The organism is Candidatus Njordibacter sp. Uisw_039, from assembly GCF_047730075.1.
In the GTDB taxonomy this organism is placed as follows: Bacteria; Pseudomonadota; Gammaproteobacteria; order Pseudomonadales; family Balneatricaceae; genus Njordibacter.
The window spans coordinates 1899389-1925001 of the sequence record NZ_CP159831.1; the positions used below are offsets into that span (position 1 = coordinate 1899389).

General features: G+C 46.5%; 20 protein-coding genes. 5 read left to right on the forward strand and 15 right to left on the reverse strand.

Features of this window, described 5'->3' with window-relative positions:
• Position 1 precedes the first annotated feature (1 nt).
• The 8 genes from ABXT70_RS09005 to ABXT70_RS09040 all read right to left on the reverse strand — a co-directional run bounded on the left by ABXT70_RS09005 (position 2) and on the right by ABXT70_RS09040 (position 10546).
• Positions 2 to 976, reverse strand: coding sequence for an ABC transporter permease (locus ABXT70_RS09005; RefSeq protein WP_443640155.1), 975 nt, complete (start codon positions 974 to 976; stop codon positions 2 to 4).
• A complete protein-coding gene (locus ABXT70_RS09010; RefSeq protein WP_443640156.1) occupies positions 973 to 2094 on the reverse strand; it encodes an ABC transporter permease in 1122 nt (373 codons plus the stop codon). The genes ABXT70_RS09005 and ABXT70_RS09010 overlap by 4 nt, the downstream gene beginning before the upstream one ends.
• Positions 2091 to 3689: an ABC transporter ATP-binding protein gene (locus tag ABXT70_RS09015; RefSeq protein ID WP_443640157.1), complete on the reverse strand. Its 1599-nt coding sequence runs from the start codon at positions 3687 to 3689 to the stop codon at positions 2091 to 2093. Before ABXT70_RS09015 ends, ABXT70_RS09010 begins: the two co-directional genes overlap by 4 nt.
• A gap of 89 nt (positions 3690 to 3778) precedes the next feature.
• Entirely contained in the window at positions 3779 to 4780 is a 1002-nt protein-coding gene (locus ABXT70_RS09020; RefSeq protein WP_443640158.1) for a BMP family lipoprotein, read from the reverse strand.
• A 51-nt stretch (positions 4781 to 4831) separates the two neighbouring features.
• Positions 4832 to 7222, reverse strand: a complete 2391-nt coding sequence (locus ABXT70_RS09025) for an aldehyde dehydrogenase family protein (RefSeq protein WP_443640159.1) — start codon at positions 7220 to 7222, stop codon at positions 4832 to 4834.
• Positions 7223 to 7243: 21 nt separating this feature from the next.
• The gene (gene deoC / locus ABXT70_RS09030) at positions 7244 to 8305 is read right to left on the reverse strand and encodes a deoxyribose-phosphate aldolase (RefSeq protein WP_443640160.1); all 1062 of its coding nucleotides are present in this window, start codon (positions 8303 to 8305) and stop codon (positions 7244 to 7246) included.
• A complete protein-coding gene (locus ABXT70_RS09035) occupies positions 8306 to 9298 on the reverse strand; it encodes a sugar-binding transcriptional regulator (protein ID WP_443640161.1) in 993 nt (330 codons plus the stop codon).
• Between the two features lie 42 nt (positions 9299 to 9340).
• Positions 9341 to 10546: a M20 aminoacylase family protein gene (locus ABXT70_RS09040; RefSeq protein WP_443640162.1), complete on the reverse strand. Its 1206-nt coding sequence runs from the start codon at positions 10544 to 10546 to the stop codon at positions 9341 to 9343.
• Positions 10547 to 10812: 266 nt separating this feature from the next.
• Between ABXT70_RS09040 and ABXT70_RS09045 the strand changes: the two genes are divergently transcribed.
• Positions 10813 to 11394: a helix-turn-helix domain-containing protein gene (locus ABXT70_RS09045; protein ID WP_443640163.1), complete on the forward strand. Its 582-nt coding sequence runs from the start codon at positions 10813 to 10815 to the stop codon at positions 11392 to 11394.
• Between the two features lie 179 nt (positions 11395 to 11573).
• Here ABXT70_RS09045 and ABXT70_RS09050 read toward each other — a convergent pair whose 3' ends face one another.
• From ABXT70_RS09050 to ABXT70_RS09070, 5 genes are all read right to left on the reverse strand, one after another.
• Positions 11574 to 12899 carry an FMN-binding glutamate synthase family protein gene (locus tag ABXT70_RS09050; protein WP_443640164.1) on the reverse strand — a complete coding sequence of 442 codons (1326 nt, stop codon included), beginning with the start codon at positions 12897 to 12899 and terminating at the stop codon, positions 11574 to 11576.
• 11 nt (positions 12900 to 12910) lie between these two features.
• A complete protein-coding gene (locus ABXT70_RS09055; protein ID WP_443640165.1) occupies positions 12911 to 13588 on the reverse strand; it encodes a protein glxC in 678 nt (225 codons plus the stop codon).
• Between the two features lie 34 nt (positions 13589 to 13622).
• A complete protein-coding gene (locus ABXT70_RS09060) occupies positions 13623 to 14528 on the reverse strand; it encodes a class II glutamine amidotransferase (protein ID WP_443640166.1) in 906 nt (301 codons plus the stop codon).
• Between the two features lie 42 nt (positions 14529 to 14570).
• Positions 14571 to 15902 (reverse strand): type III glutamate--ammonia ligase, encoded by a 1332-nt coding sequence (gene glnT, locus ABXT70_RS09065; protein WP_443640167.1) that lies wholly within the window; start codon positions 15900 to 15902, stop codon positions 14571 to 14573.
• Positions 15903 to 16209: 307 nt separating this feature from the next.
• Positions 16210 to 17382: an aromatic ring-hydroxylating oxygenase subunit alpha gene (locus ABXT70_RS09070; protein WP_443640168.1), complete on the reverse strand. Its 1173-nt coding sequence runs from the start codon at positions 17380 to 17382 to the stop codon at positions 16210 to 16212.
• A 527-nt stretch (positions 17383 to 17909) separates the two neighbouring features.
• On the opposite strand from ABXT70_RS09070, the gene ABXT70_RS09075 reads away from it, so the two are divergent.
• The gene (locus ABXT70_RS09075) at positions 17910 to 18146 is read left to right on the forward strand and encodes an Lrp/AsnC ligand binding domain-containing protein (protein WP_443640169.1); all 237 of its coding nucleotides are present in this window, start codon (positions 17910 to 17912) and stop codon (positions 18144 to 18146) included.
• A gap of 2 nt (positions 18147 to 18148) precedes the next feature.
• The gene (gene hrpB / locus ABXT70_RS09080) at positions 18149 to 20707 is read left to right on the forward strand and encodes an ATP-dependent helicase HrpB (protein WP_443640170.1); all 2559 of its coding nucleotides are present in this window, start codon (positions 18149 to 18151) and stop codon (positions 20705 to 20707) included.
• A 21-nt stretch (positions 20708 to 20728) separates the two neighbouring features.
• Here hrpB and ABXT70_RS09085 read toward each other — a convergent pair whose 3' ends face one another.
• Positions 20729 to 21703 carry an NAD(P)-dependent oxidoreductase gene (locus ABXT70_RS09085; protein ID WP_443640171.1) on the reverse strand — a complete coding sequence of 325 codons (975 nt, stop codon included), beginning with the start codon at positions 21701 to 21703 and terminating at the stop codon, positions 20729 to 20731.
• An 18-nt stretch (positions 21704 to 21721) separates the two neighbouring features.
• Positions 21722 to 23149 carry an aldehyde dehydrogenase family protein gene (locus tag ABXT70_RS09090; RefSeq protein WP_443640172.1) on the reverse strand — a complete coding sequence of 476 codons (1428 nt, stop codon included), beginning with the start codon at positions 23147 to 23149 and terminating at the stop codon, positions 21722 to 21724.
• Between the two features lie 155 nt (positions 23150 to 23304).
• On the opposite strand from ABXT70_RS09090, the gene ABXT70_RS09095 reads away from it, so the two are divergent.
• Both ABXT70_RS09095 and ABXT70_RS09100 read left to right on the forward strand, forming a co-directional pair.
• On the forward strand, positions 23305 to 24084 hold the full coding sequence (locus ABXT70_RS09095) for an SDR family oxidoreductase (RefSeq protein ID WP_443640173.1): 780 nt from the start codon (positions 23305 to 23307) through the stop codon (positions 24082 to 24084).
• A gap of 352 nt (positions 24085 to 24436) precedes the next feature.
• Positions 24437 to 25540 (forward strand): ABC transporter ATP-binding protein, encoded by a 1104-nt coding sequence (locus tag ABXT70_RS09100; RefSeq protein ID WP_443640174.1) that lies wholly within the window; start codon positions 24437 to 24439, stop codon positions 25538 to 25540.
• The last annotated feature ends 73 nt before the right edge of the window (positions 25541 to 25613 follow it).

Genomic DNA, 25613 nt, shown 5'->3' on the forward strand with positions numbered 1-25613 from the left:
GTCATCGTTCCTTAACGTAGGCCTTACCAGCGGCTTTAGGGGGTATAGCACGGCCAATAAAACCAGCTAACAAAATCACAGTAAGCAAATAAGGAGTGGCTTCAATAAACTGTACCGGAATTTCGCCGATACCGGGGATAGCTACACCCTGAAGGCGCACAGCCAGCGCATCTAAGAAACCAAACAACAAACACGCCAACATCACAGTGAGTGGACGCCACTTCCCAAAAATAAGGGCTGCTAAAGCAATATAGCCCTGCCCTGCTGTCATATCTCTGGTGAACTGGGCATTGTGAGCGGTACTCAGATAAGCACCTGCAACACCACACAAGACACCACCAATAATAAGCGCTTTATAGCGTAGTTTAATTACTGATAAACCAGCAGTATCGACAGCCGTAGGGTTTTCACCTACAGCCCGAAGGCGCAAACCAAAACGCGTGCGAAATACCACCCACCAAACCATCGGCACCACAGCAAAGGCTACGTACACCAAAATAGTATGGCCACTGATTAATTCTTTGTAGATAGGGCCCAGCACAGGAATAAAGGCCAGTTGCTCAGCAAACGGTAAAGTAATAGAAAGGAAGCGCGAATCATTATTTAGCGCTGGTGTTAAACCACCTTGATGAAACCATGCCAAACCTAAAATAATGGTTAATCCACCCACCAATATGTTGATGGCAACGCCACTCACAATTTGGTCACCACGGTGAGTAATAGAAGCGAAACCATGCAGCATTGCTAAACTACAGGAGACAATAATAGCAGCACCCAATCCGGCCCATGGAGAACCTACCACTGCGGCAACACTGGCCGCAGCAAAGGCCGAGGCCAGCATCTTTCCTTCTAGTCCAATATCTACCACCCCAGAACGCTCCGCAAACAACCCTGCCATAGCGGCCAAAATAAGTGGTGTAGACACACGTAGGGTAGCGTCTAAGGTCAACAGTACAGTTAAAAATAAATCACTCATATTGCCGCCCCTACTAACTCTTCCTGCTTTGTAACTGGCGCTAAGCGACGGATTAACCAAGGCCGGTACATGTAATCTAAAGCCCCACAGAATAAGATTACCAAGCCTTGCATCACCACTACAATGTCACGAGAAATGTTGCTCATTTCAAAAGCAAGCTCGGCACCACCTTGGTATAAAGTGCCAAATAACAGGGCTGCCACAATAATCCCTAAAGGATGATTACGGCCCATCAACGCTACTGCGATACCACCAAACCCATAACCTACATGAAAGTCTATAATCAGCCGATGCTGATACCCCACTAGTTCGTTAACACTCACTAAACCCGCTAAAGCACCAGAAATACACATCACCACAATAATAATGTGTTTAGGTTTAATACCAGCATATACAGCCGCAGTGCCATTCTTGCCCGTAGCACGAATTGCAAAACCCCAGCGAGTTTGCCATAAGAAAAACCAAACCAATACAGCGCAAACCAAAGCTAAAAGGACAGATAAATTCAGTGGTGAGGCTTCAATGTTATAGCCTAGCCCTGCCGCCACATCATGGACAAACGGCATCCATGCATTGGTAGGGAACAGTTCACTTTGGGGTGTCATTTGCCCAGTATCACGCAGCACATGCACCATCAGATAAACCATAAGTGAGGCTGCCAAAAAATTAAACATTATGGTGGTGATTACAATGTGGCTACCACGATAGGCCTGTAAATACGCCGGAATAAGGGCCCACAGCCCACCAAAGATCAATGCGCCTATAATACTTGCAGGGATAAACACCCAGGCCCCGAGTGTAGGGTCCAACATAAGTATTGCTAAGCCAGCGCCCAAACCACCCACATAGGCTTGGCCTTCGCCGCCAATGTTGAACAGGCCAGCATGGAACGCCACTGCTACTGCTAAACCGGTGAAGATAAAGTTAGTGGTATAATAAATGGTATAGCCGATGCCTTCCTGATAGCCAAAGGCACCATAGAGCAGCACTTCAGCCGCCTCAATAGGATTGACATCAATTAGCCAAAAAACCACTGCTGTTACGGCAAAGGCAGTCAGTATATTAAGTAGTGGTAATATTAGCCGGTTGATCCAAGCTATGCGGGTATCACGTTTCATAGTTGAGCTTCCTGACTGGAGACCTGCCCAGAGGACGCATTATAATCATCCATAGTTTGTAAGGGGTCTAGGGGATCTAAGGCATTAGCCATCATCAAACCCAAGGTGCGTTCGTCGGCATCGGCGGCATTGATACGGCCACTTATTTCACCATCACATAAAACAATAATGCGATCACTCACAGACATGATTTCGTCTAACTCTACCGATACCAGTAGCACAGCCTTACCAGCATCACGCATGTCTATAATACGCTGATGGATAAACTCAATAGCACCAATGTCGACACCGCGAGTGGGTTGGCCTATGAGCAATACATCAGGATTACGTTCCATTTCCCGCGCCAAAATAAGCTTTTGCTGATTACCACCAGAGAAATTGCCAGATTTTAAATGAGGATCAGCTGGACGCACATCAAAAGCCTTCATTAGGGCTTGGCAATTGGCCTCAACCTTGCTGTTACTAAGCCAAATACCTGAGTTGATTTTAGGGTCTGTGTGATAGCCTAAAAGGGCTGATTCACTGGCGCTAAAATCGGTAATTAAACCCATACGTTGGCGATCTTCAGGCACATGGGCTAAACCAAGCTCTCGCAACCTATCTGGTGTCAATGGGTGTTTCGGATCCATTTCAAAACCTAGTACTTCTATAGTGCCACTGGTCATAGGCGCAATGCCTGATAACGCTTCTAAAAGTTCTGTCTGGCCGTTACCAGATACCCCTGCCACGCCTAACACTTCACCCGCACGCAGCTCAAAACTGACATCTTTTAAACGCTCAACACCTTGACTATCAGCCACCGTTAAACGCTTAACCTTCATCAATGGCTCCCGCACATTGGCTGGGTTTTTATCCACCTGCAACAGCACCTTACGGCCTACCATCAGTTCTGCCAATTCTTCTCTACTAGTTTGCTTTGTGTCTCTGTGGGCTACCATTTGACCTGCACGCATGACAGACACTTGGTCTGTAATGGACATAATTTCACGTAATTTATGGGTAATTAACATGATAGTGACACCCTGTTGCTTAAGGGCACCAAAAATACGGAACAACTCTTCTGTTTCTTGGGGAGTTAGGACACCGGTTGGCTCATCTAAAATTAATATTTCTGCGCCTTTATAGAGTGCTTTAAGGATTTCCACTCGTTGCTGTAAACCTACAGACAGGGTATCTATGGTGGCATCTAAGTCCACCTTTAGGCCATATTCATCGCCTAAGCGGGTGAGCTCTTTACGTGCCGCAGTTAAACCATTAGCCAACAACGCACCACCCTCGCTGCCTAAAATCACGTTTTCTAATACTGTGAAGTTTTCAACCAGCATAAAATGCTGGTGCACCATGCCAATGCCTGCAGCAATAGCTTGGTGGGAATCTGTAAATGTATAGGCCTGGCCTAATACATCAATTTGTCCTGCATCAGCTTGATAAAAGCCATACAGAATACTCATTAGTGTGGATTTACCCGCACCGTTTTCGCCAACAATGCCGTGAATATTACCCTGCTTAACTTGCAAGCATACTTTGTCGTTCGCATGCACAGCACCAAAGCGCTTATCAATATCGGTTAATTCAATAGCAAAAGTATCGGTCATAATCATCGGTCTTTAGTTGTCAGTCTGGAAACAAGAATGGCGGTTGGCCATTTATTAAAAACCACCAACCGCATACTGCATACTATTAGTTAATAGTTGCAGGTGTTATCTGACATATAGTCATGTACTGCGATATCGCCAGCAATAATAGATGCCTTAATTGCATTTACCTTGTTTTCCATATCTGCAGTTACCAAAGCACGGTTATGCTCGTCAAGAGCCCAGTCAACACCACCTTCAGCAAGACCCATGACGCTTACACCAGCACTCCAAGTGCCATTTTGTGCAGCAGCATAGCTTTCGTATGCAGCTACACCAACACGTTTAACCATAGACGTTAACATGGTGCCTGGTTGCAAGTGGTTTTGGTTAGAGTCTACACCGATCGCCAACTTTCCAGCATCAGCAGCAGCTTGGTAAACACCAAAGCCAGTGCCGCCAGCAGCAGCAAAGATTACATCAGCACCCGCTTCTATTTGGCTGCGAGTTATCTCACCTCCCTTGGATGGGTTGCCCCATGCGGCTGGAGTAGAGCCAGTCATTTTTTGAAGCACTTTAATGTTTGCATTGATGTGTTTAGCACCCTGCTCATAACCACAACCAAAACGACTAATTAGTGGAATATCCATGCCACCAACAAAACCGATGGTGCCAGTTTCAGACTTAAGAGCCGCCAACGCACCTACTAGGAAAGAACCTTCGTGCTCCTTAAACACTACGTTCTGCACATTAGCTTCTGGAACAACCATATCAATCAAGGTGAACTTGGTATCTGGGTATGCCTGAGCTGCAGCACTTACAGCGTTAGCTGAAGAGAAACCTACAGCAACAATGGGGCTGTTGCCACGCTTAGCAAGCTTTTTAAGGCCTTGCTCAACTTGGGCTTCGTTAGTTGGCTCTACTTCACGAACACTAATACCTGTATCAGCAGTAAAACGTTTAACGCCGTTAAAAACAGCTTCGTTGAATGACTTGTCGAACTTACCGGCTTTGTCATATACAACAGCTGGTTTAACGTCTGCTTGGGCAACGGTTGCAGTTAATGCAACTGCGCCAGCCACGATCGCCATGGTGATTTTATTTAACTTCATTACATTCTCCTGGGTTTACTTAAATCGGCTTAAGCCGTTTCTTCTTTTTAATTAGTCGCCGTATGGCGTCCAAATATTTTTCACTTGTGTAGCTTGGTGTAAAAACTCCAAACCTTCACTCTGTTGCGGATCAAGCCAATCTCGGTCCGTTTCCAAATGAGTCCACATGCGTTTTAAATCTGTAACACTGGCCTGCTCAGCGTGTTTGTTAATACTGGCATCCGCCCAACACCACATGGCATCAACTTCGCCATGACCTGCTAAGTGGTTGGCAAGGTCCGCTTTTGGGCCAGCCACTATATTAACAACACCAGCAGGGATATCAGAAGTTTCCAGCACCTGCACTAGTTCTAGCGCAATACTTGGGTAACTTTCACTCGCTATCAATACCACCCTATTCCCCATGGCAATGGCCGGTGCCATAATTGCAATGGTGGAAATAAGCGGTTGATTCGTAGGGGTAATTAATCCTATAACTCCCACAGCTTCAGGCAAAGCTAAGGTGACTCCACGATACGGCGCATTGTGCACCGCACCATCGTATTTGTCTGCCCATGCAGCGTAGGTAAAGAGACAGGAAATCGCCCCATCAAACTCCGCCTGAGCTTGGCTTTGACTATAGCCACAGACCTTTTGTAATCGTTCAAGCCACTCACTTTCTCGTTGTGATAGATTTTCTGCTAAAAAGTAAATCACCTGGGCACGCCCATGGGCCGTTTGCTGCGTCCACGAAGACGCCTTTAATGCACCCGATACTGCATTACGGATATCCTTACGACCGCCGATACCAACCATAGCGGCTACACTACCATCCTTGTTGTAACAGGCTTGGCTATGGCCCGAGTCTGGCCTTACCTGTTTGCCAGCCACATAGAACTTTAATGTACGGTCAATGGCTGAGGCATTAAGCATTGATTGCGCAGATGCATTAGCGGTAAAGGCTGGTGCAGTGGCCGTATCCAGCGCTGTTAGTCCAGTGGGTGCTAAGTATTCGTATAAACCTTCTTTGCCACCCTCTCGCCCAAAACCAGATTCCTTAACACCACCAAAACCGCAGGATGCGTCAAATTGATTGTGGTTGTTTATCCAGACCACGCCGGCTTTGATTTTAGGTGCCACATCCATGGCACGATTGATATTTTCACTCCAAACACTAGCTGCTAAACCATAGCGGCTATTGTTCGCCAAAGCCAAAGCCTCGGCTTGTGTGCGGAAGGTCATAGAGACCAGTACAGGACCAAATATTTCTTCTTGCACCAGCGGATGACTAGCATCAACATCCGTTACCAAAGTGGGAGGGTAATAGTTTTGTGTCGCGTCTTGAGCATGCGCTTGAAATAGCTCACCACCAGCTTGCAAACCTTGGGTCACCAACTGGCTCACTCGATTAAATTGCTGCTGGCTCACTAAACTACCCACATCTATAGATTTGTCCAGTGGCGAGCCTGTGCGCAACTGCTGCATACGCTGTTTTAGTTTGGCGTGTAACTCCTGCGATACTGGTGCTTGTACCAGCAATCGCGAGCCAGCACAGCAAACCTCGCCTTGGTTAAACCAAATCGAGTCTACCAAGCCTTCAACAGCAGCATCTAAATCAGCATCTTCAAAAACAATAAAGGCCGACTTGCCACCCAATTCCAAGGTTAACTTTTTACCTTGGCCAGCTGTAGCTAGACGAATTGCTCGGCCCACAGCCGTAGACCCAGTAAAGGCAACCTTGTCTACACCTTGATGGGCAGCAAGGGTTGCACCTGTTTCGCCAGCACCGTTAATAATATTCACCACACCATTAGGCACACCGGAATCATGGCAAAGCTGGGCAAACAACATGGCCGTTAAGGGCGTTTGTTCAGCAGGTTTAATAACAATGGTATTACCCATAGCGATGGCAGGAGCTACCTTCCATGACAACATCAATAAAGGGAAATTCCAAGGAATAATCTGCGCGGCTACGCCCACTGGGCCATGGTTTGGAAACTCTTGAGCTTGTAATTTTGCCCAGCCAGCGTGGTGATAAAAATGACGAATAGCAAGAGGAATATCCGCATCTCTACTTTCTCGGATAGGCTTACCATTGTCCATAGTTTCTAAAACAGCTGCTAAGCGAGCATACTTTTGTAAATTACGTGCCAACGCATAAAGTATTTTTGCACGACCAAGTCCTCCCAAGGCCCACCAGCTTGGTTGGGCTTTACGAGCACTAGCGATAGCTAAATCTATTTGTTTGCTGGTTGCTACCTCGATCTGCGCCAACACCTCTGAGGTGGCGGGGTTATAAACGTCAACTAGGGTAGCATCTGCCTGACCAACAAAAGCTCCATCAATGTAGTGGCCAAAGCGACGCTCATTTTGCTCCAACCACGCCTGCGCTTCCTTATCACTTTCTAGGGCCTGGCTGTAATTAAGCTGTTGAAAATCTTGCGCTAATGTCGTCTTTGTCATGGTAAAAATCCTATGCCTGATTTACGCCAAAGCGTGTCGATAAGCTGTTGAGTAGTAGCCACTGTCATAATGATCTAGCTGGCGTTCTATATCTCCCAGCAAGCTTGAGGCACCAAAACGAAACAAATCTGCTTCTAACCAACGACGACCCAACTCTTCTTGCATCATGGTCATGTAGAGCAATGCTGTTTTACTATCACTCACGCCACCTGCAGGCTTAAAACCAATATAAAAACCCGTGAGCTGGTAATATTCTCGGATCATTCGCACCATCACCAAACTGACCGGCAAAGTGGCATTTTCAGTCTCTTTACCAGTAGAGGTTTTAATAAAATCTGCCCCAGCCATCATACAAACCATTGATGCTTTGGCAACGTTGGCCAGATTACCTAACTCTCCAGTCGCTAAAATAGTTTTTAAATGGGCTGAACCACACGCCTTGCGGAAGGCTTTAACTTCATCGTACAAGGATTGCCAATTGCCTTCTAAAACATGCCTACGACTAATAACAATATCAATTTCATCAGCTCCAGCAGCTACAGAGTATTCGATTTCGGCAATGCGTAGCGGCAATGGAGACAGACCAGCAGGGAATCCAGTGGAAACGGCGGCTAAGTGAATACCAGTACCTTCAAGACTTGAGAACGCCGCACCAAGCATTTCGTGGTACACACAAACGGCAGCAGTAGATAGATTTAGTGACTCAATACCTAAACGCCGCTGTAAATCCGTACCAACAGGTTTTTTTGCCTTGCTGCACAAACGCTTAACACGGTCTTGTGTATCGTCACCCGACAGTGTTGTAAGGTCTATTAAGCTAATGGCCTTAAGTAACCAAGCCGCCTGCTTTTGCTTTTTGATACTGCGGCGGGCGCCGTAACCTGCACAACGTCGCTCAATAGCACTTTTATTAACCCTAATTTTATCAAGCTGTTGTAAATCTAACGCCATGCCAGGATTGCGCAATAGACCACCATGCTCGACTGCATGGCGAGCATCTCCCGCACCAATGGACTGATCAGCGGGTCTAACCAAACTGATAGGTACTTGTCCAGGTGTCTGTGTAGGCACTTGTGTTGCCATTTACTTAAACTCCATCAAGGAAACTAATTTTTCAGCAGTCACTTCACCCATTACCAAGTCTGTGACTAAACCAGAGCGCAATGCTCCAAGCAAGGCCAGTTCCTTACCTAAGCCACCAGCCACAGCCACCACACGCTTACCAGCCATTTCTGCAGCGTTAATGCCCAAACCATGGCCGTTGAGTGGGTGATCTACAAGCTTGCCCATTATGTCGTAGAAACTACCTATCAAGTCACACACGGCCCCTGCTGATCGAAGTTCTTCCAAATCATTATCTGTGACTAAACCTACACTATGTAGGTAGTGATTGGTTTTGAGTCCACCAATACCTACAGCGTACAAATTGGCATTGCGCGCCAAATTTAAACTAAATTGCACACTGGCTTGAGCCATCAACATTTCATGCTCTTCGTCATCACGGGCTAGGTAGGGCACAGGCATAAAATAACCTTCACCCCCAGTGCGCTCCACAAACTGCTGCACTACGTCAAGTCGGTTGGCTGAAAATTTACGGGTAAAACTACCAGAAACAGAAGCAAACGTAAGATCTGCACGATTTATTTTGGGTAGTTTTTCTGCCAACGCTGAAAGCGAGCGACCTTTACCAATGCCCACACAAGAAGATTGCGGTAATTGGTTGAGGATATTATAGAAAAAACGTGCAGCACCAGCGCCAACTTCATTAAAATTGGCCTCATTATCGTCTGCATTTATATGGTCTGAAGGAGCAATTAAACACGAGCGCAGGCTGAACTTTTTCGCCAGTTGCTCTTCCAACGCTACGCAGCGAGCAGGCTCACCTTCGATGAAGATTTTTACCATACCCTGTTGTTGAGCAAGTTGAATGAGCCGATGAGCTTTAACAGGTGATACAGCTAAGCGCTTAGCTACCTCACCTTGCGTATAGCCCCCTATAAACGATAGCCAGGCCGCTCGTGTAGCAAGATCTAACTGCTCTGCATCAACCTGTTGCTTTGGGTGTTTAGAATTCATAATGAAAAATATTACACTAAGTGTAAAATTTATACCATCACTTTATTCACAAACAATGCCTCCCTTGCCTAAACGAGCTTCAACTAACCTTACCCAAAGGGTCGCGCCAATAGGAATTAAGGCATCGTTAAAATCATAATTTGGGTTATGTAAGGTACACGGCCCCATACCATGCCCTTGATCACGGTGACCACCGTCACCATTACCTAAAGCAAAATAACAGCCTGGTTTTTCTTGTAAAAAGAAACTAAAGTCCTCGGAACCCATGGTTGGGGTAAAATCGACCACCTGATCTTGGCCCAACAAATCTTCTGCAACCTCTCGCATGTATTGCGCTTGAGCCACATGGTTAATGGTAGCAGGGTAAGCCCTTTCAAAAACAAACTGGCCCTCACAATCAAAAGCTGCGCACAAGTCTTGCGAGATTTTTGCCATGCGTTTTTCAACAGCTTGCAAGACCTCCTCAGAGAAACAGCGCACCGTCCCTTGGATCATACAATCATCGGCAATGATGTTAGTGGCATCGCCACAGTGAATCTTGGTAACAGACAACACCACAGATTCTAGCGGATTAATATTACGAGTCACTATAGATTGCAACCCTTGCACCAGCTGACAGGCCACCAATAAAGGGTCTGCACCCAGTTGAGGCATGGCGGCGTGAGCACCCTTACCCACCACTTTAATTTTAAACTCGCTGGCCGAAGCCATCATGGGTCCTGCTACTATGCCCACAGAGCCTTGTGAGTAACCAGGCCAATTGTGGTAACCATAAATTTCATCGATCGAAAAGCGCTCAAACAGGCCATCGTCCATCATGGCTTTAGCACCTGCACCACCTTCTTCAGCTGGCTGGAAAATCAAATAGATCGTGCCAGAAAAATCACGATGTTTTGCTAGGTAGCCTGCAGCACAAAGCAACGTTGCTGTGTGCCCATCATGGCCACAGGCATGCATTTTGCCAGCATACTGGCTCACATGGTCAAATTGATTACGTTCTTGTAACGGTAAGGCGTCCATGTCTGCCCTAAGGGCAATACCTGCGCCTGTTTTAAGACCTTTGATCACCCCTACAACACCAGTGACACCAATACCTTGATGTACCTCTATACCCATGGCGGTGAGCTGGTCAATGACGATTTTTGCCGTACGGTGTTCCGTGTAACTCAATTCAGGGTGAGCATGAATATCGCGCCGGATGGCTTTAAAAGTTTCAGCTTCTGCAACGATTGGAGCAAGCAGTGTCATAGATGTGCCTCAAATTTTTACTTGACCTAAATTAAGGTTTTAGTTGTCAGCTGCGCCTCTATCAACTGCCACTGGCAGCATAGCGTAATTGGAGGGCTAGTCAATAGTAGACCAAAACCGCCAAACCAATAACGATGTAGAAGAATGGATTCACCAAACGGCTTGAGCATAAGCTCTAGGCTAAATGTTGTTTTAGGTTGAACATAGGGTAGACTGCGGTTACTCAATTTACATCGTTGCCAATACTAGGCTAGAGATGCATAGTTATGAATAAAAAATTTGGCTTAGACGAGTTTATCGGCCTTACCATTAAATCAGCACGCAAGGCGGCGGATTTAAAAATCGTTGATGTGTGCCAAATGTCTGGCATTAGTCAGGGCATGATCAGTAAAATTGAAAATGCACAAGTCTCACCCAGCTTAGACTCACTTAATCGCTTATGTGACGCTATTGGCATGCCTATTTCACAATTATTGACCAATTATAATCGTGTTGATGGCGATGCTCATTTTACCAAGTCTGGAGAAGGTTTAGAGGTTGTAAGGCGAGGTACAGATAAGGGCCATGAGTATCGCCTGCTGAATTATCAGCGCGGCGGTACGCGCAATTTTGAACCATTTCTGGTAACCATGGATGATCTTGCAGAGGTGTTTCCATCATTCTCCCATCCAGGAGAGGAGTTTGTATACATACTCGAAGGCTCTCTTACCTACCGCCATGGCAATCATATATATCGCCTAGAGGTGGGAGATAGTTTAACCTTTGAAGGTAACATTCCCCATGGGCCAGAACAACTCCACAGCGTGCCCGTAAAGTTGTTATCATTCATTAATTATAGTGGTCATTAATGAGCCCCTAGAGGCTCAAAAAAACCTAATATAGCTGCTTGAGAATTATCGTCAATGCACTCAAATTGTAATTTATGACATACCCCTTTTAATAAATTACTTAGCAGAGCTAAGTTGAATGTAATCTTGCCTTTTATCACAAATTATTGAGGCCTTAATCAGGAGCGTTCTTTACACAGTTAAAATGACTGCCCTGGAATCCAACTGGTGCCTGCAAGGGGAACTTTGGCCATGGCAGCAGATTCCACGGTTAAAGCCACCATGTCTTCAGGTTCTAAGTTATTTAGGTTGCTCTTGCCACAGGCGCGTGCAATGGTTTGTGCTTCTAAGGTGAGAACGCGGATATAATTGGCTAACTTACGCCCACCATCAACAGGGTTTAGGCGTTGAGCAAGGATTGGATCTTGAGTGGATATACCAGCCGGGTCTTTGCCTTCATGGTAGTCATCATAGAAGCCTGCAGCAGAACCTAACTGTTTAAACTCTTCATCATATTTGGGGTCGTTACAGCCTAAGGCCACAAGGGCTGCAGTGCCAATCGCAACCGCATCAGCTCCTAAGGCCATACATTTTGCTACGTCTGCGCCATTGCGAATGCCACCAGAGACAATAAGCTGAACTTTGCGATGCATACCCATTTCTTGTAAGGCCTGCACTGCTTGTGGAATCGCTGCCAAGGTGGGTATGCCAACGTGTTCGATGAAAACCTCTTGGGTTGCCGCTGTGCCGCCTTGCATGCCGTCTACAACCACGACATCAGCCCCAGCTTTGACTGCGAGTTTAACGTCATAGTAGGTCCGTGTTGCGCCTATTTTGATATAAATGGGGACTTGCCAGTCGGTAATCTCCCTCAGCTCTTGAATTTTTATGGCCAGATCATCTGGTCCAGTCCAATCGGGGTGGCGACAAGCAGAACGTTGATCTACTCCTATAGGTAGTGTGCGCATACCTGCTACGCGGTCGGTTATTTTTTGACCTAGGAGCATGCCACCGCCACCTGGCTTGGCGCCCTGCCCCAGCACTATCTCGATGGCATCGGCTTTACGCAGATCATCTGGGTTCATGCCATAACGCGAGGGTAAGTACTGATAAACTAGTTTGTCGGACTGCCCGCGTTCTTCTGGTGTCATACCGCCATCACCAGTGGTGGTTGAGGTTCCTACCGCAGAAGCCCCACGGCCTAACGCCTCTTTAGCATTGGCGGACAAAGCGCCGAAACTCATACCAGCAATGGTTACGGGAGTGTCAATAATGATCGGTTTTTTAGCAAATCGCGTGCCTAAAACAACTTTAGTTTCACAGGCTTCACGATACCCTTCTAGTGGGTAGCGTGACATGCTAGCTCCTAGAAACAGTAGGTCGTCAAAATGAGGTAGTTTGCGTTTAGCCCCAAAACCACGGATGTCATAAATACCAGTTTCTGCTGCTCGACGAATCTCCGCCATGGTGACTCGGTCAAACGTAGCAGATTCGCGTAGATTGTCTTGGGTGTCATTGTTGTTCATGGGTCTGATTCCTAATAAGCGTTGTCAACTTTAAAGTTATATAGCTGGCGTGCGGAGCCGTAGCGTTTGAAGTGGGTAGGATCTTCCTCAGAACCTGCGCGATCCAATAGTTTTTTAAGTTGTTTGAAGTGCTTATCTGTGACTGATTTTTCGACACAATCGGCCCCTAAAGACTGCACTTTACCCTTAACAAATATAACCGTTTCGTAGAGCGAGTCTCCTAAGGCTTCGCCTGCATCGCCACAGACAACTAAGGTTCCGGCCTGGGCCATAAAACAGCTCATGTGGCCTACATTGCCTTTGACTACTATGTCGCTACCCTTCATTGAAATACCACAACGTGCACCGGTGTTGCCATCAATCACTAGCAGGCCACCATGAGAAGTAGCACCCGCCGCAGAAGAGGCATCTCCTTTTACATGCACTGTACCGGACATCATATTTTCTGCCACACCCTGGCCGGCATTACCATGCACGGTGACATGGGCATGTTGATTCATACCAGCACAAAAGTAGCCCACGTGGCCTTTGATGCCGACATTAAGTTTTTGATTGAGACCGCAGGCAATATTGTGCTGGCCACTGGTTTCACTAATTTCCCATTGATCTTCTACTAAGTCTTTAGATTGGTCGTGTAAAAGCTGATTAAGCTCTCGCACTGTATGTTCTGCTAAGTTAATTGATTGCATGTTATCTCCAATAGAACTAACTATTTTATGTGGGTTAGTGACTGTCGCGCTGCCACGAGTATATGGTTGCTGGTTCTGGCTCCCAGATGCGGGCTTGATCTATGTTTGGTAAGCTGGTTAATGCTTGGTATTCAGAAGCCATGGCGACATAGTCATCGGTCTCCGCTAACACCGCTGGTTTGCAGGCTATAGGATCCCGAATTACCGCAAAACCATCGTGGGTACCTATGGCTAAGGTATAGAAACCATCAAGGTCCTGAAGAGCATGCTCTAAGGACTGTTTAAGTGTATCTCCTTGGTCCATGCGCCAGGTAAGATAACCTGCGGCCACTTCGGTATCGTTTTCTGTTTTCATATGGTAACCATGATAAGCAAGCTCAGTGCGCAGGCGGTTATGATTAGAAAAAGAACCGTTGTGGACCAGGCATAAGTCTTGACCCGTTGAAAATGGGTGTGAACCTTCTAGGGTTACTGCTGATTCAGTTGCCATACGAGTGTGGCCAATAATGTGGCTACCTTTCATGCCAGATAAATTAAACTCTGAGCTAATCTCTGTAGGCAGGCCAACGGCTTTGAGAATTTCAATGGATTGACCTGCACTTAAGAGGATTAACTCTGGCGCATGGGTTAAGAAATACTCACTGGCCGTTTGAGCATCCGTAGCAATCTTAAACACCACTGCGTGATGATTGCGGAAAAACTCAATCGGCACCGCGAGCTGGGCTTGAGCACGGTGGGCCAATGCATCCCAGTCATAGGTAAGATCTTGGTGATACAAGGTGAGTTTGGTTGACCCTTTAGGCACCTCATCGCCGTAGATGGCAAAACCTGCACTATCTGGGCCCCGGCCCGTCATAGCCTCCAGCATCGGTGCAAACATGCTGCCGATTTGATTTTCTAAAGCGTGATTTTTTAAATAGAGGCCTACAATTCCGCACATAGGTGAGTTCCTTTTTGTTGGGTGGTGAAGGTTTTTTACGGCTTAAAATAATTCAAGATAACGCTTACGCTCCCACTCCGTCACGTAGCGGCAATACTCTATCCATTCATCACGTTTAAGTTTAATAAATTCGCCGCAAATTTCCTCACCTATTAATCCAATAAGCTGGGTGTCTGCCTCTAGGGCGTCGACCGCCTCACCTAAATTTTGAGGTAGCAAATCGATTCCTGCCGCAATACGTTGTTCGCTGGATAAACTGTATAGATTAATATTTTGGGCGGCACCTGGGTCTAGCTTACGGTCAATGCCATCCAAACCTGCTGCAATGATGGCGGCATGAACTAAATACGGATTGCATGAAGAGTCTGGTAGACGATACTCTAAGCGCCCATAAACGATGCGAACCATGGCAGAACGATTGTTGTCGCCATAACAAATGTACGCAGGCGCCCAGGTTGCTCCAGATGCAGAGCCTCCTACCACTAGCCGTTTATATGAATTCACGGTGGGTGCCGATAATGCACACAGTGCTTTGGCATGATGTAACAGGCCTGCCATAAAGTGATACGCCATAGTAGATAAACCCATACCACTAGGGTCATTTTCATCACAGAATAGGTTGTTACCTTGGGGGTCTGTGATGGATAGGTGAAAGTGCATGCCATTACCGGCACGATCTGCAATTGGCTTGGGCATGAAAGAGCAGACCATATCCATGTCATGGGCAATTTCTCCAGCGGCCATGCGCACAAATGTAAAACGGTCTGCAGAGGTCAAAGCGTCGCTATAAGTGTAGTTTATTTCAAACTGACCGTTGGCGTCTTCATGGTCGATTTGATAGACATCAAAATCGACCTCCTGTAACGCACCCACTAAGGTTTCTAAATACTTTCTTGAACGGGACAAACCCTTATAGTCGTAACAAGGTTTGTCCAATGTGTCAGATTTATCCACCAGAGTAACGCTTTGATCATCAGTGCGGGAAAACAAGGAAAATTCTGGTTCTAGGCCTGTGTTTAAAGTCCATTGTCTCTGACGTAACATTTCAACCTGTCTTTTTAACACAACCCTGCTGTCATATGCATAAGGCTGATCGTTGACATAACCATCACAAACTATGCGCGCGTACCCTGGCTGCCAGGGCACAATGGAAAGGGTGTCTAAGTCTCCTCTAGCCATAAAATCTGGCCCATGAGGTTCCATTCCCAATCCGTTGATCGCAAATCCTGCAAATCCTGCACCATTGGTTACAACATCAGCTAGATTTGCAGATGGCACTGATTTAGTTTTTGCAACGCCATGAATATCGACAAACTGAGCTAGAACAAAGTTAATTTTATTGTCAGATAAAAACTTTTCAGCAGTAGTGATCATTAGGTTTTCCTTACGGTTATTGTTTTAGTGCCTACAGGTTAGTATAGCAGTTAATATTAACAAAACGAATAAAATGTTCTTGTTAAGAATAATTTATTAGAGTATCAGATATATTTCTTGGTTAGAATTTGTTATTTCACTCTATATCAGACCGAGAGGAATAGTAAAAATCTCCTACCGCATCAAATAACCACGAAAGTCAGTTGTTGACTCTAAAGAGAGTCCGCTTCCGAGCCACTTTTATACCCGTATAGTTTTGCACACTGATCAATTGATCTACTGCTAGCCTGCGTTTGTCGAGAGGGTGTTACAACAACTCTTCTGCGTACCATTTTGCGAACGCCGCTACATTTGCTTCCAGGTGTGCAGAGAATCTTCCTGGGCGTGCAAACACTGATGACAGACCCTTTTGTTGATTTTCCAATGCGGGTATATCTTCTTGTATTGCTGCGTCCATTCTGTGGTAGTAGTATTTGACTCGTTCTTCAAAATCCGCCAGTTCAATCGTTTCAGGAGGAAAACACACAGTTTGATGTACCTCACAGCGGTCGGGTCCCAACGGATAGGTCTCATATATCCATAACGCATCTGCTCCTATGGCGAAGGCCATATTTGGAAAAACCCAAGTATAACGGACACCATTTTCTAGCTTCTTTTCAAGATTAGGTATTAGGGGCAAGCCATATTCTTCCTGACCTTCCAGTAAACCACCGGTACCCGAAGTCTCCCCATATTGGCTGGCGTAAGATCCACTTGTCTCATCGGCAGCGTGGGGCGTTTCATAAACGTTGGAAATTGTATTGGGGTGGACAAATTGCAGATGGTAGTGCTCATTGAAAACATCGAGAAAGCCCTTCCAGTTACAATTGACTTTAAATTTTCTGTGTCGGGTAGTAGTAAAAGAGGCAAGATGCCAAGACTTGTGTAACTGCTCAAAATCCCCAAGACGTGAGTCAATATCCTCTGGCTCATCGCTCATACAGACGAAAGCAAATCCAAGTCGTTCTGCGATTTCAAACTCTATGAGCCCATGATCAGATTTTTCGAAGTTTTTCGTGAGCTCCATTTTGCTCGCTCCCATTAAACTGCCGTCTAACTGATAGGTCCAGCTGTGAAATGGGCATCTAATTACTCGGCAAGTACCTTCGCCGTCCAAAAGTCTAGCGCCACGATGACGACAGCTATTGGCAAAGGCTCGTAACTTCCCCTGCTTATCTCGGACTATGATAGTTGGAGACTTGGCTATATCCAAGGTTCTATAGTCTCCGGACTTTGGGAGGCGATCTGCACGTCCTACACTAATCCAAGAACCGTGAAAAATTGTTTCAATTTCTGTTTCGAAAACTGATTGATCAGAGTAACAGGCGGGGGGCAGACTATAAGCCTTATCAGGGCTTGCAATACATTTTGACAATACATCTAAAAACTCAGCTGTCTGTACGATTTTATTAGGTGATTTGGCAATCAGTTTGACATTCATAGGTCTAATAATCCTATTTATATTTGGAATTTTGGCTAAAGTACTTGAGCTTTACGTTATTCAGCGAGATCAAAACTAGGCTTGTCCCAGCACTAACAACACCAAACCGTGCCATAACCACTAGACAGATTTTGACAGCGATATTCTTCATACCCACATCTTAGACTAATTACTGTTTTGAAAACATGTGCCGTGGTTTCAAACAAGATTGATCTCGCTGAAAGCCAGCAGTATGGATCAAAGGCTTCCGGAATATAGGGTTTTAGCGCCACCCATAGCAAAGAAACTGTAAGGTTGAAGGACTCCGGGCACGCCAACGAGTCATTTAATTAACAAGCGAATAAGTTGCGCCAAAAGATATCTTTCTTTAAAGTAAACCACTAATCAACTCACCTGCTTGTGCAACTGGTGTAAAATACCCAAAGCACCTGCTAGCCATATCTATAGCCGCGCTCATGTACCAGCAGCACTAGAGTCTGGCATGGGGTCTTGGGCTGGATTCAATTTCGGTTTATTTAGGAAATACTATGACCTGTGTATTTGTTCAAATTCGTTGCAACCCCGGTAAAACCTACGCGGTAGCTGATGCAATCTATGAACGCGAAATTGCCTCTGAACTGTATTCGACCAGTGGCGATTATGACTTATTAATGAAGCTATACATCCCCTCAGAGGAAGATGTAGGCAAGTTTATTAATGACCACCTGTTAACCATAGAAGGCATTTCTCGGTCCCTGACGACCCTCACGTTTAAAGCCTTCTAATTATGCCTCCAGCGCCCACCTCATTGCCGATTAATGAGGTGCTTCCGAAGCTGTGTGAGGCACTAGAGAAACACCATGAAGTGGTGCTTATTGCACCTCCTGGTGCCGGCAAAACCACCCGTGTACCCCTAGCAATACTCAAAGCTCCATGGTTAGGCCAGCAAAAAATATTATTGATTGAACCGCGCCGCATTGCCACCCTTGCCACCGCACACTTCTTAGCCCAAAGCCTCGAGCAAACCTGCGGCCACACCGTAGGTTATCGCATGCGCTTGGACACTAAAGTGAGCGCCCATACCCGTATTGAGGTCATTACACACGGGGTTTTACTGCGCATGTTACAACAAGACCCAAGCCTTGAAGGCATTGGTGCTGTGATCTTTGACGAATTTCACGAACGTAGCTTAGACGGTGATTTAAGCTTAGCAATGTGCCTGCAGGGCCGCGAACTGCTGCGCGATGACAACCCCCTAAAGCTTATCATCATGTCCGCTACTATGGACGCTCAAAGCGTTAGCCAGTTGCTCGATAATGCGCCCATTGTGATCAGCGAAGGTCGCCAGTTTCCGGTCACTACACATCAAGTGTGCTCTGCTCCAAGCCGTGGGCAGGTTTATAGCGTCCTCTATGACACCGTAGCCCAAGCTCTAACCAACCATCAAGGCAGTTTGCTGGTATTTTTACCTGGCCGCGGAGAAATCCATCGGGCTCAAGACCAACTCGCTAACCTTTGTTCGTCTCAAATTGAACTCTTCCCTCTCTATGGAGAGTTATCCATGGAACAGCAACAACAGGCTATTAGCCCAGCAGCTAAGGGCAAACGAAAGATTGTTCTAGCTACTAATATTGCTGAAACTAGTCTCACCATTGAAGGTATAGAATGCGTCATTGACCTAGGTTTATCACGCCAAATGGCGTATGACACACGTACTGGCCTAAGCCGCCTGAAGACGGTAAAGGTGTCCCGTGCGCAAGCCACACAACGTGCTGGCCGTGCAGGACGCCTAAGTGCCGGCACGTGTTATCGCTTATGGAGTGACACAGAGCACCAAGGCCTTGCTCCTCAGGCTACGGTAGAAATAAAACAAACTGATTTAACTAATTTATGCCTACAGTTGTACGCCTTCGGTTGTTCTGATCCTAGACAAATGCAATGGATGGACCAACCGCCACAAGGTCCATGGCAAAAGGCCGAACAACTTCTAGTGGCGCTTGGGGCCTTGACACCCTTAGCCCAGGGTTTTGTCATCACTCCCCATGGGGAAAGGGTTAGCCAGTTGCCTTTATCCCCCCGCTTAGGTCATTTATTGGTCACCGCACAAGGCTACAACACCTTGTTCTTAGGTTGCCAGTTGGTAGCGCTCCTCAGTGAAAAAGATCCGTTATCAGCACACCCAGACTCTGATTATGATTTGATGCTGCGGGTGAATTGGCTCAATAGTAATCAACCTACCCTATCCAACCTAATGAGCATACGCCAACGACTCACCAACCAAGCTAATCGGTTGTTTAACCAGATGCCTCAAGATCCTACGCCACCTATTAGCCACCACTACAACCCCAGCCAATTAGCCGCTATTTTAGTTGCCCATGCTTGGCCAGAACGTATTGCGCAACAAACGTCAGACCCAAAACAATACAAACTCGCTAACGGTAAACGGGTGACATGCCAGCAATCAACCGGTGGCTCACCATGGCTAGCAGTAGCCAGCACTATCGGTTTTGAGCGTAAAACAGGCGACAATGCACAACGCCTTTGTCTGGCGGTAGAGTTACCATCTAGTTTTTTTTCGGGACCTTTAAAGCACCTGACACAAGAACAAACCGACATATTCTGGCATGAGCAACATGATCGCCTCATTGCAGAACGGCATACGCAAGTAGGGCAACTTCAAGTTAATACCCAACGCATCACCAAGGTGGAGCCTCAAGCTCTAATTGATGCAACTTGCCTTTATGTAACGCAATTAAAATTATCGCCATTGAACTGGGATAAAGACACCCTCAACTGGCAAGCCAAGGTACAGTTATTGCACCAAAGCTACCCTAGTAGCGCTGGAGCACCCAACCCATGGCCTGATGTATCGCCACAAAGGTTAACCGACACCTTAGGGGATTGGCTTGGGCCCTTTTTAGATAAAACCACTCACCTTAAGGACCTAAAACGGTTGAATTTAAAACAAATATTGTCCAACCTTTTACCTTGGCCCTTACCCAGCCAACTAGAGCAGTTAGCCCCCGCTCGTTTCACCGTACCTTCGGGTAACGCTCACACTATTGATTATAGTCAGCACCCTCCTGTATTGGCTGTTAAGTTACAAGAGCTCTTTGGCATGCAAGAGGCCCCCAGTATCGGTTACGGCACCGCCTTACAAGTGCATTTGTTATCACCTGGCGGGCACGTTTTACAAGTCACTCAAGACTTAGCCCATTTTTGGACTACCAGTTACACAGAGATTAAAAAAGAAATGAAGGGGCGCTACCCAAGGCACCCCTGGCCAGATGATCCCACCCAAGCTTTGGCAACGGCTAAAACTAACCGTGCCTTGCGCAAAACTTGAGTTAAGTACTGCTGGACTAGACTAACCATCTTGTCGGCCTAGCACCATCAGCTCATGGCCAGTTTCTTCTGGCTCATCATCAAGGATATCGGCTGGAAAACCATGGCCTAACACTTTAACGCCCATGGGTTCTTCATAACGCCGGATAATATTGGGAGACTTTTCTCGAGGCCCCCATTCAGCTTGCGCTTGGCTAAAAATATCAACCAATAACGGTGCCAAATCTAACTTCATACCTTCCCTTTGAGTCAAGGTATTGAAGAGGCCAACGTCTTTAAGGACTAGGTCAACGGTAAAGTTAATGTCTCGCGAGCCATTAAGAATCACTTGAGATTCTGTTTCGTGAACAAAGGAGGTGCCAGAGGAGGCTTTGATAGCTTCGTAACTCACATTCATGTCCAAACCCATGACCTTACAGGCCGTTAAAGCCTCCCCTAATGCCACTAGGTGCGCCGTTGCTAGATAGTTGGTGACCACCTTTAATTTTGATGCCGTACCTATCTCCCCAGTGTGTAATACTCTTCGACCCAAGGTGGTAAGCACAGGTAAGACTCGCTCAAATGCCGCCCGACTGCAGCCTGCAAAAATAGAAATATTACCTGTGTCAGCACGGTGACAACCGCCAGACACCGGACAGTCTGCAGGTTCTGCGCCTGCAGCCTTTACCAGTTCGCCAATACGCCGTATCTCGCTCTCGTCTGTGGTAGACATTTCCAGCCATATTTTACCAGCAGACAAACCTGCAATGACCCCTTCTTCAGCCTCCGTTCCTTCCATCACTGCAGAGCAGGCGTCTGGAGACGGCAAACACGTAATAATGATGTCGCTAGCTTGGGCAAGCTGTTTTGGAGAATCGGCAGTGTGGGCTCCACGCACTACAAAATCGGCCACAAAATCATCGTTCAGGTCTCGGACTATGACCTCATAACCATTACGCAATAAACTACCTGCTAACTTACTACCTACATTACCTAGCCCTATAAAACCTATTTTCATTTCATTATTCCTAATTGCTTAGCGGTAGCCCGCAATGGCTTTTATTTCCTGAAATTCGTGGAGTCCAAAACCTGCGTATTCACGCCCATTACCTGATTGTTTGTAACCACCAAAAGGCATGCAGTATTCCAAATCGGCCATGTTAATGTGTACTGTGCCGGCTCTCAATTGCCGAGCCACACGATGAGCTTTATCCATGTCTTGGGTAGACACATAGGCTCCTAAGCCGTATGGGCTGTCATTAGCGATGCTGATCGCTTCTGCCTCATCAGCAAAAGGAATCAATACTAATACTGGGCCAAAAACTTCTTCTTGGGCAATAGCCATAGCGTTATTCACATCGCCAAACAGCGTCGGTTTAACGTAATAACCTTGCTCAAAACCTTGGGGTTTACCCACGCCGCCAGTTAACAAAGTGGCTCCCTCATCTATGCCCACTTGGATTAAACCTTGCACTTTATGCCAATGGGGTTGTGATATAACTGGACCCAAGTGGTCACCTTGCTGTTGCGGGTTTCCTAAGGTTATCGTTTCTACTGTAGCTAAAGCCAGCGCTGCAACTTGATCATATACGCTGGCCTCCACCAACATGCGCGTCGGAGCATCACAACTCTGGCCACTGTTAAGCATGCAGGCCTGCACACCTAATTCTACTTGAGCACTCAGGTCGGCATCAGCAAAGATAATATTGGCAGACTTACCACCTAGTTCTTGGCTTACGCGCTTAACGCTTGCAGCAGCGGACTTGGCAATTTCAACACCCGCCCTAGTAGATCCAGTGAAAGACACCATATCGACTAATGGATTACTAGTCATATAGTCACCTATTCCCGCACCAGTGCCATGTATCATATTAAACACCCCCTCTGGAATGCCCGCTTCGTGGATACACTCGGCAAATAGTTGTGCAGATATAGGCGTTAATTCACTCGGCTTAAGCACCATGGTACAGCCAGCTAATAAGGCCGGGATGACTTTGCAAATAATTTGGTTAATAGGCCAATTCCAAGGAGTAATCAGTACACAAACCCCAATGGGCTCTTTGAGTAGCTGACCATATTCACCAATGGGCTCGTCCAATAAATTGGTCCTAGCGTATTCCAAATGGGCTTGTGTGTGACCTACGCCAGTCTCTGTTTGAATGTCGTAGGACATAGAAGCTGGTGCACCCATTTCTTCAGTAATAGCCTTAGCCATAGATTCATAGTGTTTCTGGTAGGCAGCTAAAAATACTTCTACCTTGAGTATTCGCTGCTGCAAGGAGGTCTGGCTCCACGTTTCAAAGGCATTGGCTGCGGCATTGATCGCAGCCTCTGCATCGTCGGCATTAGCAAGGCACACCTCAGCAAAGGTTGCCTCTGTGGCGGGATTAATTACGTCTAAAAGCTGTGTGCTGGTCAAAGGCTCACACCAGTTACCGTTAATATAGAAGTTTAGCTTAGTCATATAAATGCTCATAATTGGACAGGTGTCAGGCAGTGTATCGGTACCAAGCGTCTGATTTCTTATCAAAAACAGACAAATTTACTGCGGATATATACAAGCTCACCCATTTAACCTCGTTCACTATCAATCCCATTAGCAACATTGGAGTGACATATATGGAAGGTATTACAAATAAGAAAGTGTTGATTACAGCAGGTGCTACAGGTATAGGCAAAGCTACAGCAATTGCTTTGATGAATGCTGGAGCGCAGGTACACGTGTGCGATATTGATGCCCAGGCATTGGCTGATTTTAAACAACACTACCCTCTGCTACTCACTAGTATAACCAATGTTGCAAAACCAGATGAGGTAGACGCCATGTTTGCCCAATTACAACAGGATTTTTCTGGAGAACTAGACTTTTTGGTGAATAACGCTGGTGTTTCAGGACCAGCAGGACCTATTGAAACCCTAGACATTGAAGCATGGAAAGCCACCTTTGATGTTAACTTGCATGCTACCTTTTATGTTTCAAAACATGCCATCCCACTAATCAAGAAACACGGTGGCGCTATTATGAACTTATCTTCCACCGCAGGGCTTTATGGTTACCCTATGCGTAGCCCCTATGCTAGCGCAAAGTGGGCCATTGTTGGGTTAAGCAAAACCATGGCCATGGAACTTGGCCCATTTAATGTACGGGTTAATTGTATTTGTCCAGGTTCAGTAAACGGAGAGCGTATGGACCGCGTCATCAGTAGTATTGCCAAAGCTACTGGTGAGAGTTTACATAAGGTGCGCCAAGATAACGTACAAAATACCTCCATGACGACATTTGTAGACGCCGAAGACATAGCTAATATGATTTTATTTAGCTTTTCTGATTTAGGTGCAAAAATATCCGGCCAAAGTCTGACAGTCGACGGTGACACTCACAGCTTGGCCACTTACTAAATTAGTGTCGACTTGTATAGTTAGTTAACCTTTTAGTTAAGTTAATGTAATTAACTTAACATTTAAACAATTTAAAAGGAGGCCTAGACTACCGACCTTAATCAAGCCGTAGCTGGAAATAGCTACGCTGGTGAAGTTTGGACAGTATAGGGGCATTCAAAATGCGCTGGGCTATGGTTCCTGCGCGTTGTAACCCATTCTCGTCCTTTGGCAATTCCATCGCAGACTTGTCGTATAGGGCCGTCATTGTTGGCGCTAGCATTTGCTTTTGGATAAAAAATAAAGCATCATGTTTTGCAAGCAATCGTGGCGGTTAAATTCAACGGCGACATAAAAAATAAGGTGTTAGTTTTTGACAAGCAAGACGAGTGAAACCGATGCTTTCGTAAAATTTGATCGCGTACAGAAAAGTTACGATGGGTTGTCGTTGGTAGTGAAAGACCTAAACCTGTCAATGCCAAGAGGCGAGTTTCTGACTATGTTGGGACCCTCTGGGTCAGGGAAAACCACCTGTCTGATGATGCTGGCCGGTTTTGAGACGGCGACCCACGGTGACATAATGCTGGACGGAATCTCGATCAATAATATTCCGCCGCATAAGCGTGGAATCGGGATGGTGTTCCAGAATTATGCGCTGTTCCCCCATATGACTGTGGCTGAGAATCTCGCGTTTCCACTTGAGGTGCGAAAAATTGGCAAAGCTGATCGCGAGGCCAAAGTAAAGCGGGCGCTTGAAATGGTGCAAATGGGTGAGTTTGGGGGCCGCAGACCAGCCCAGTTATCTGGCGGTCAGCAACAGCGTGTAGCACTTGCGCGTGCGCTTGTATTTGAGGCTGAATTGGTGTTGATGGATGAGCCTTTAGGAGCGCTGGATAAGCAGTTACGCGAACATATGCAGTTCGAAATTAAGCGGATTGCCGAAAATCTTGGGATTACGGTGGTCTATGTGACACATGACCAGACCGAGGCGCTGACCATGTCAGACCGGGTTGCGGTATTTAACGATGGGCGGATCCAGCAATTGGCCCCGCCTGCAGAATTATATGAATCTCCGCAAAACAGTTTTGTGGCGCAGTTTATAGGCGAGAACAACACGTTGGAAGGCGTGGTGAAAGAAATTTCTAGCGGTGTTGCTCTGGTTCAATTGAACGACGGAAAATTGATCGATTGCAACCCTGTCAATGTCACCAAAGCTGGTGAGCGCACTCGGGTGTCAATCCGGCCTGAACGGGTCGAGTTTAACAAAGAACGCTTTCAGCCCGGTGCGCATACGCTCAGCGCAGAGGTACTCGAATTCATCTATATGGGTGATATGTTCCGTACTCGCCTGCGGGTAGCTGGTAATGACAATTTTATTGTAAAGACCCGCAACGCGCCGGATCAGGTTCGGCTGGAACCTGGTTCCCATATTGACATCGGCTGGTTGCCGTCGGATTGTCGGGCTCTAGACGCCTGAGACTTGAATGATTGAGTGCGTCCCATTAGGGACGTCTCTTACATGTGGATCTTTTGTTCTGCCCGTAACGCAG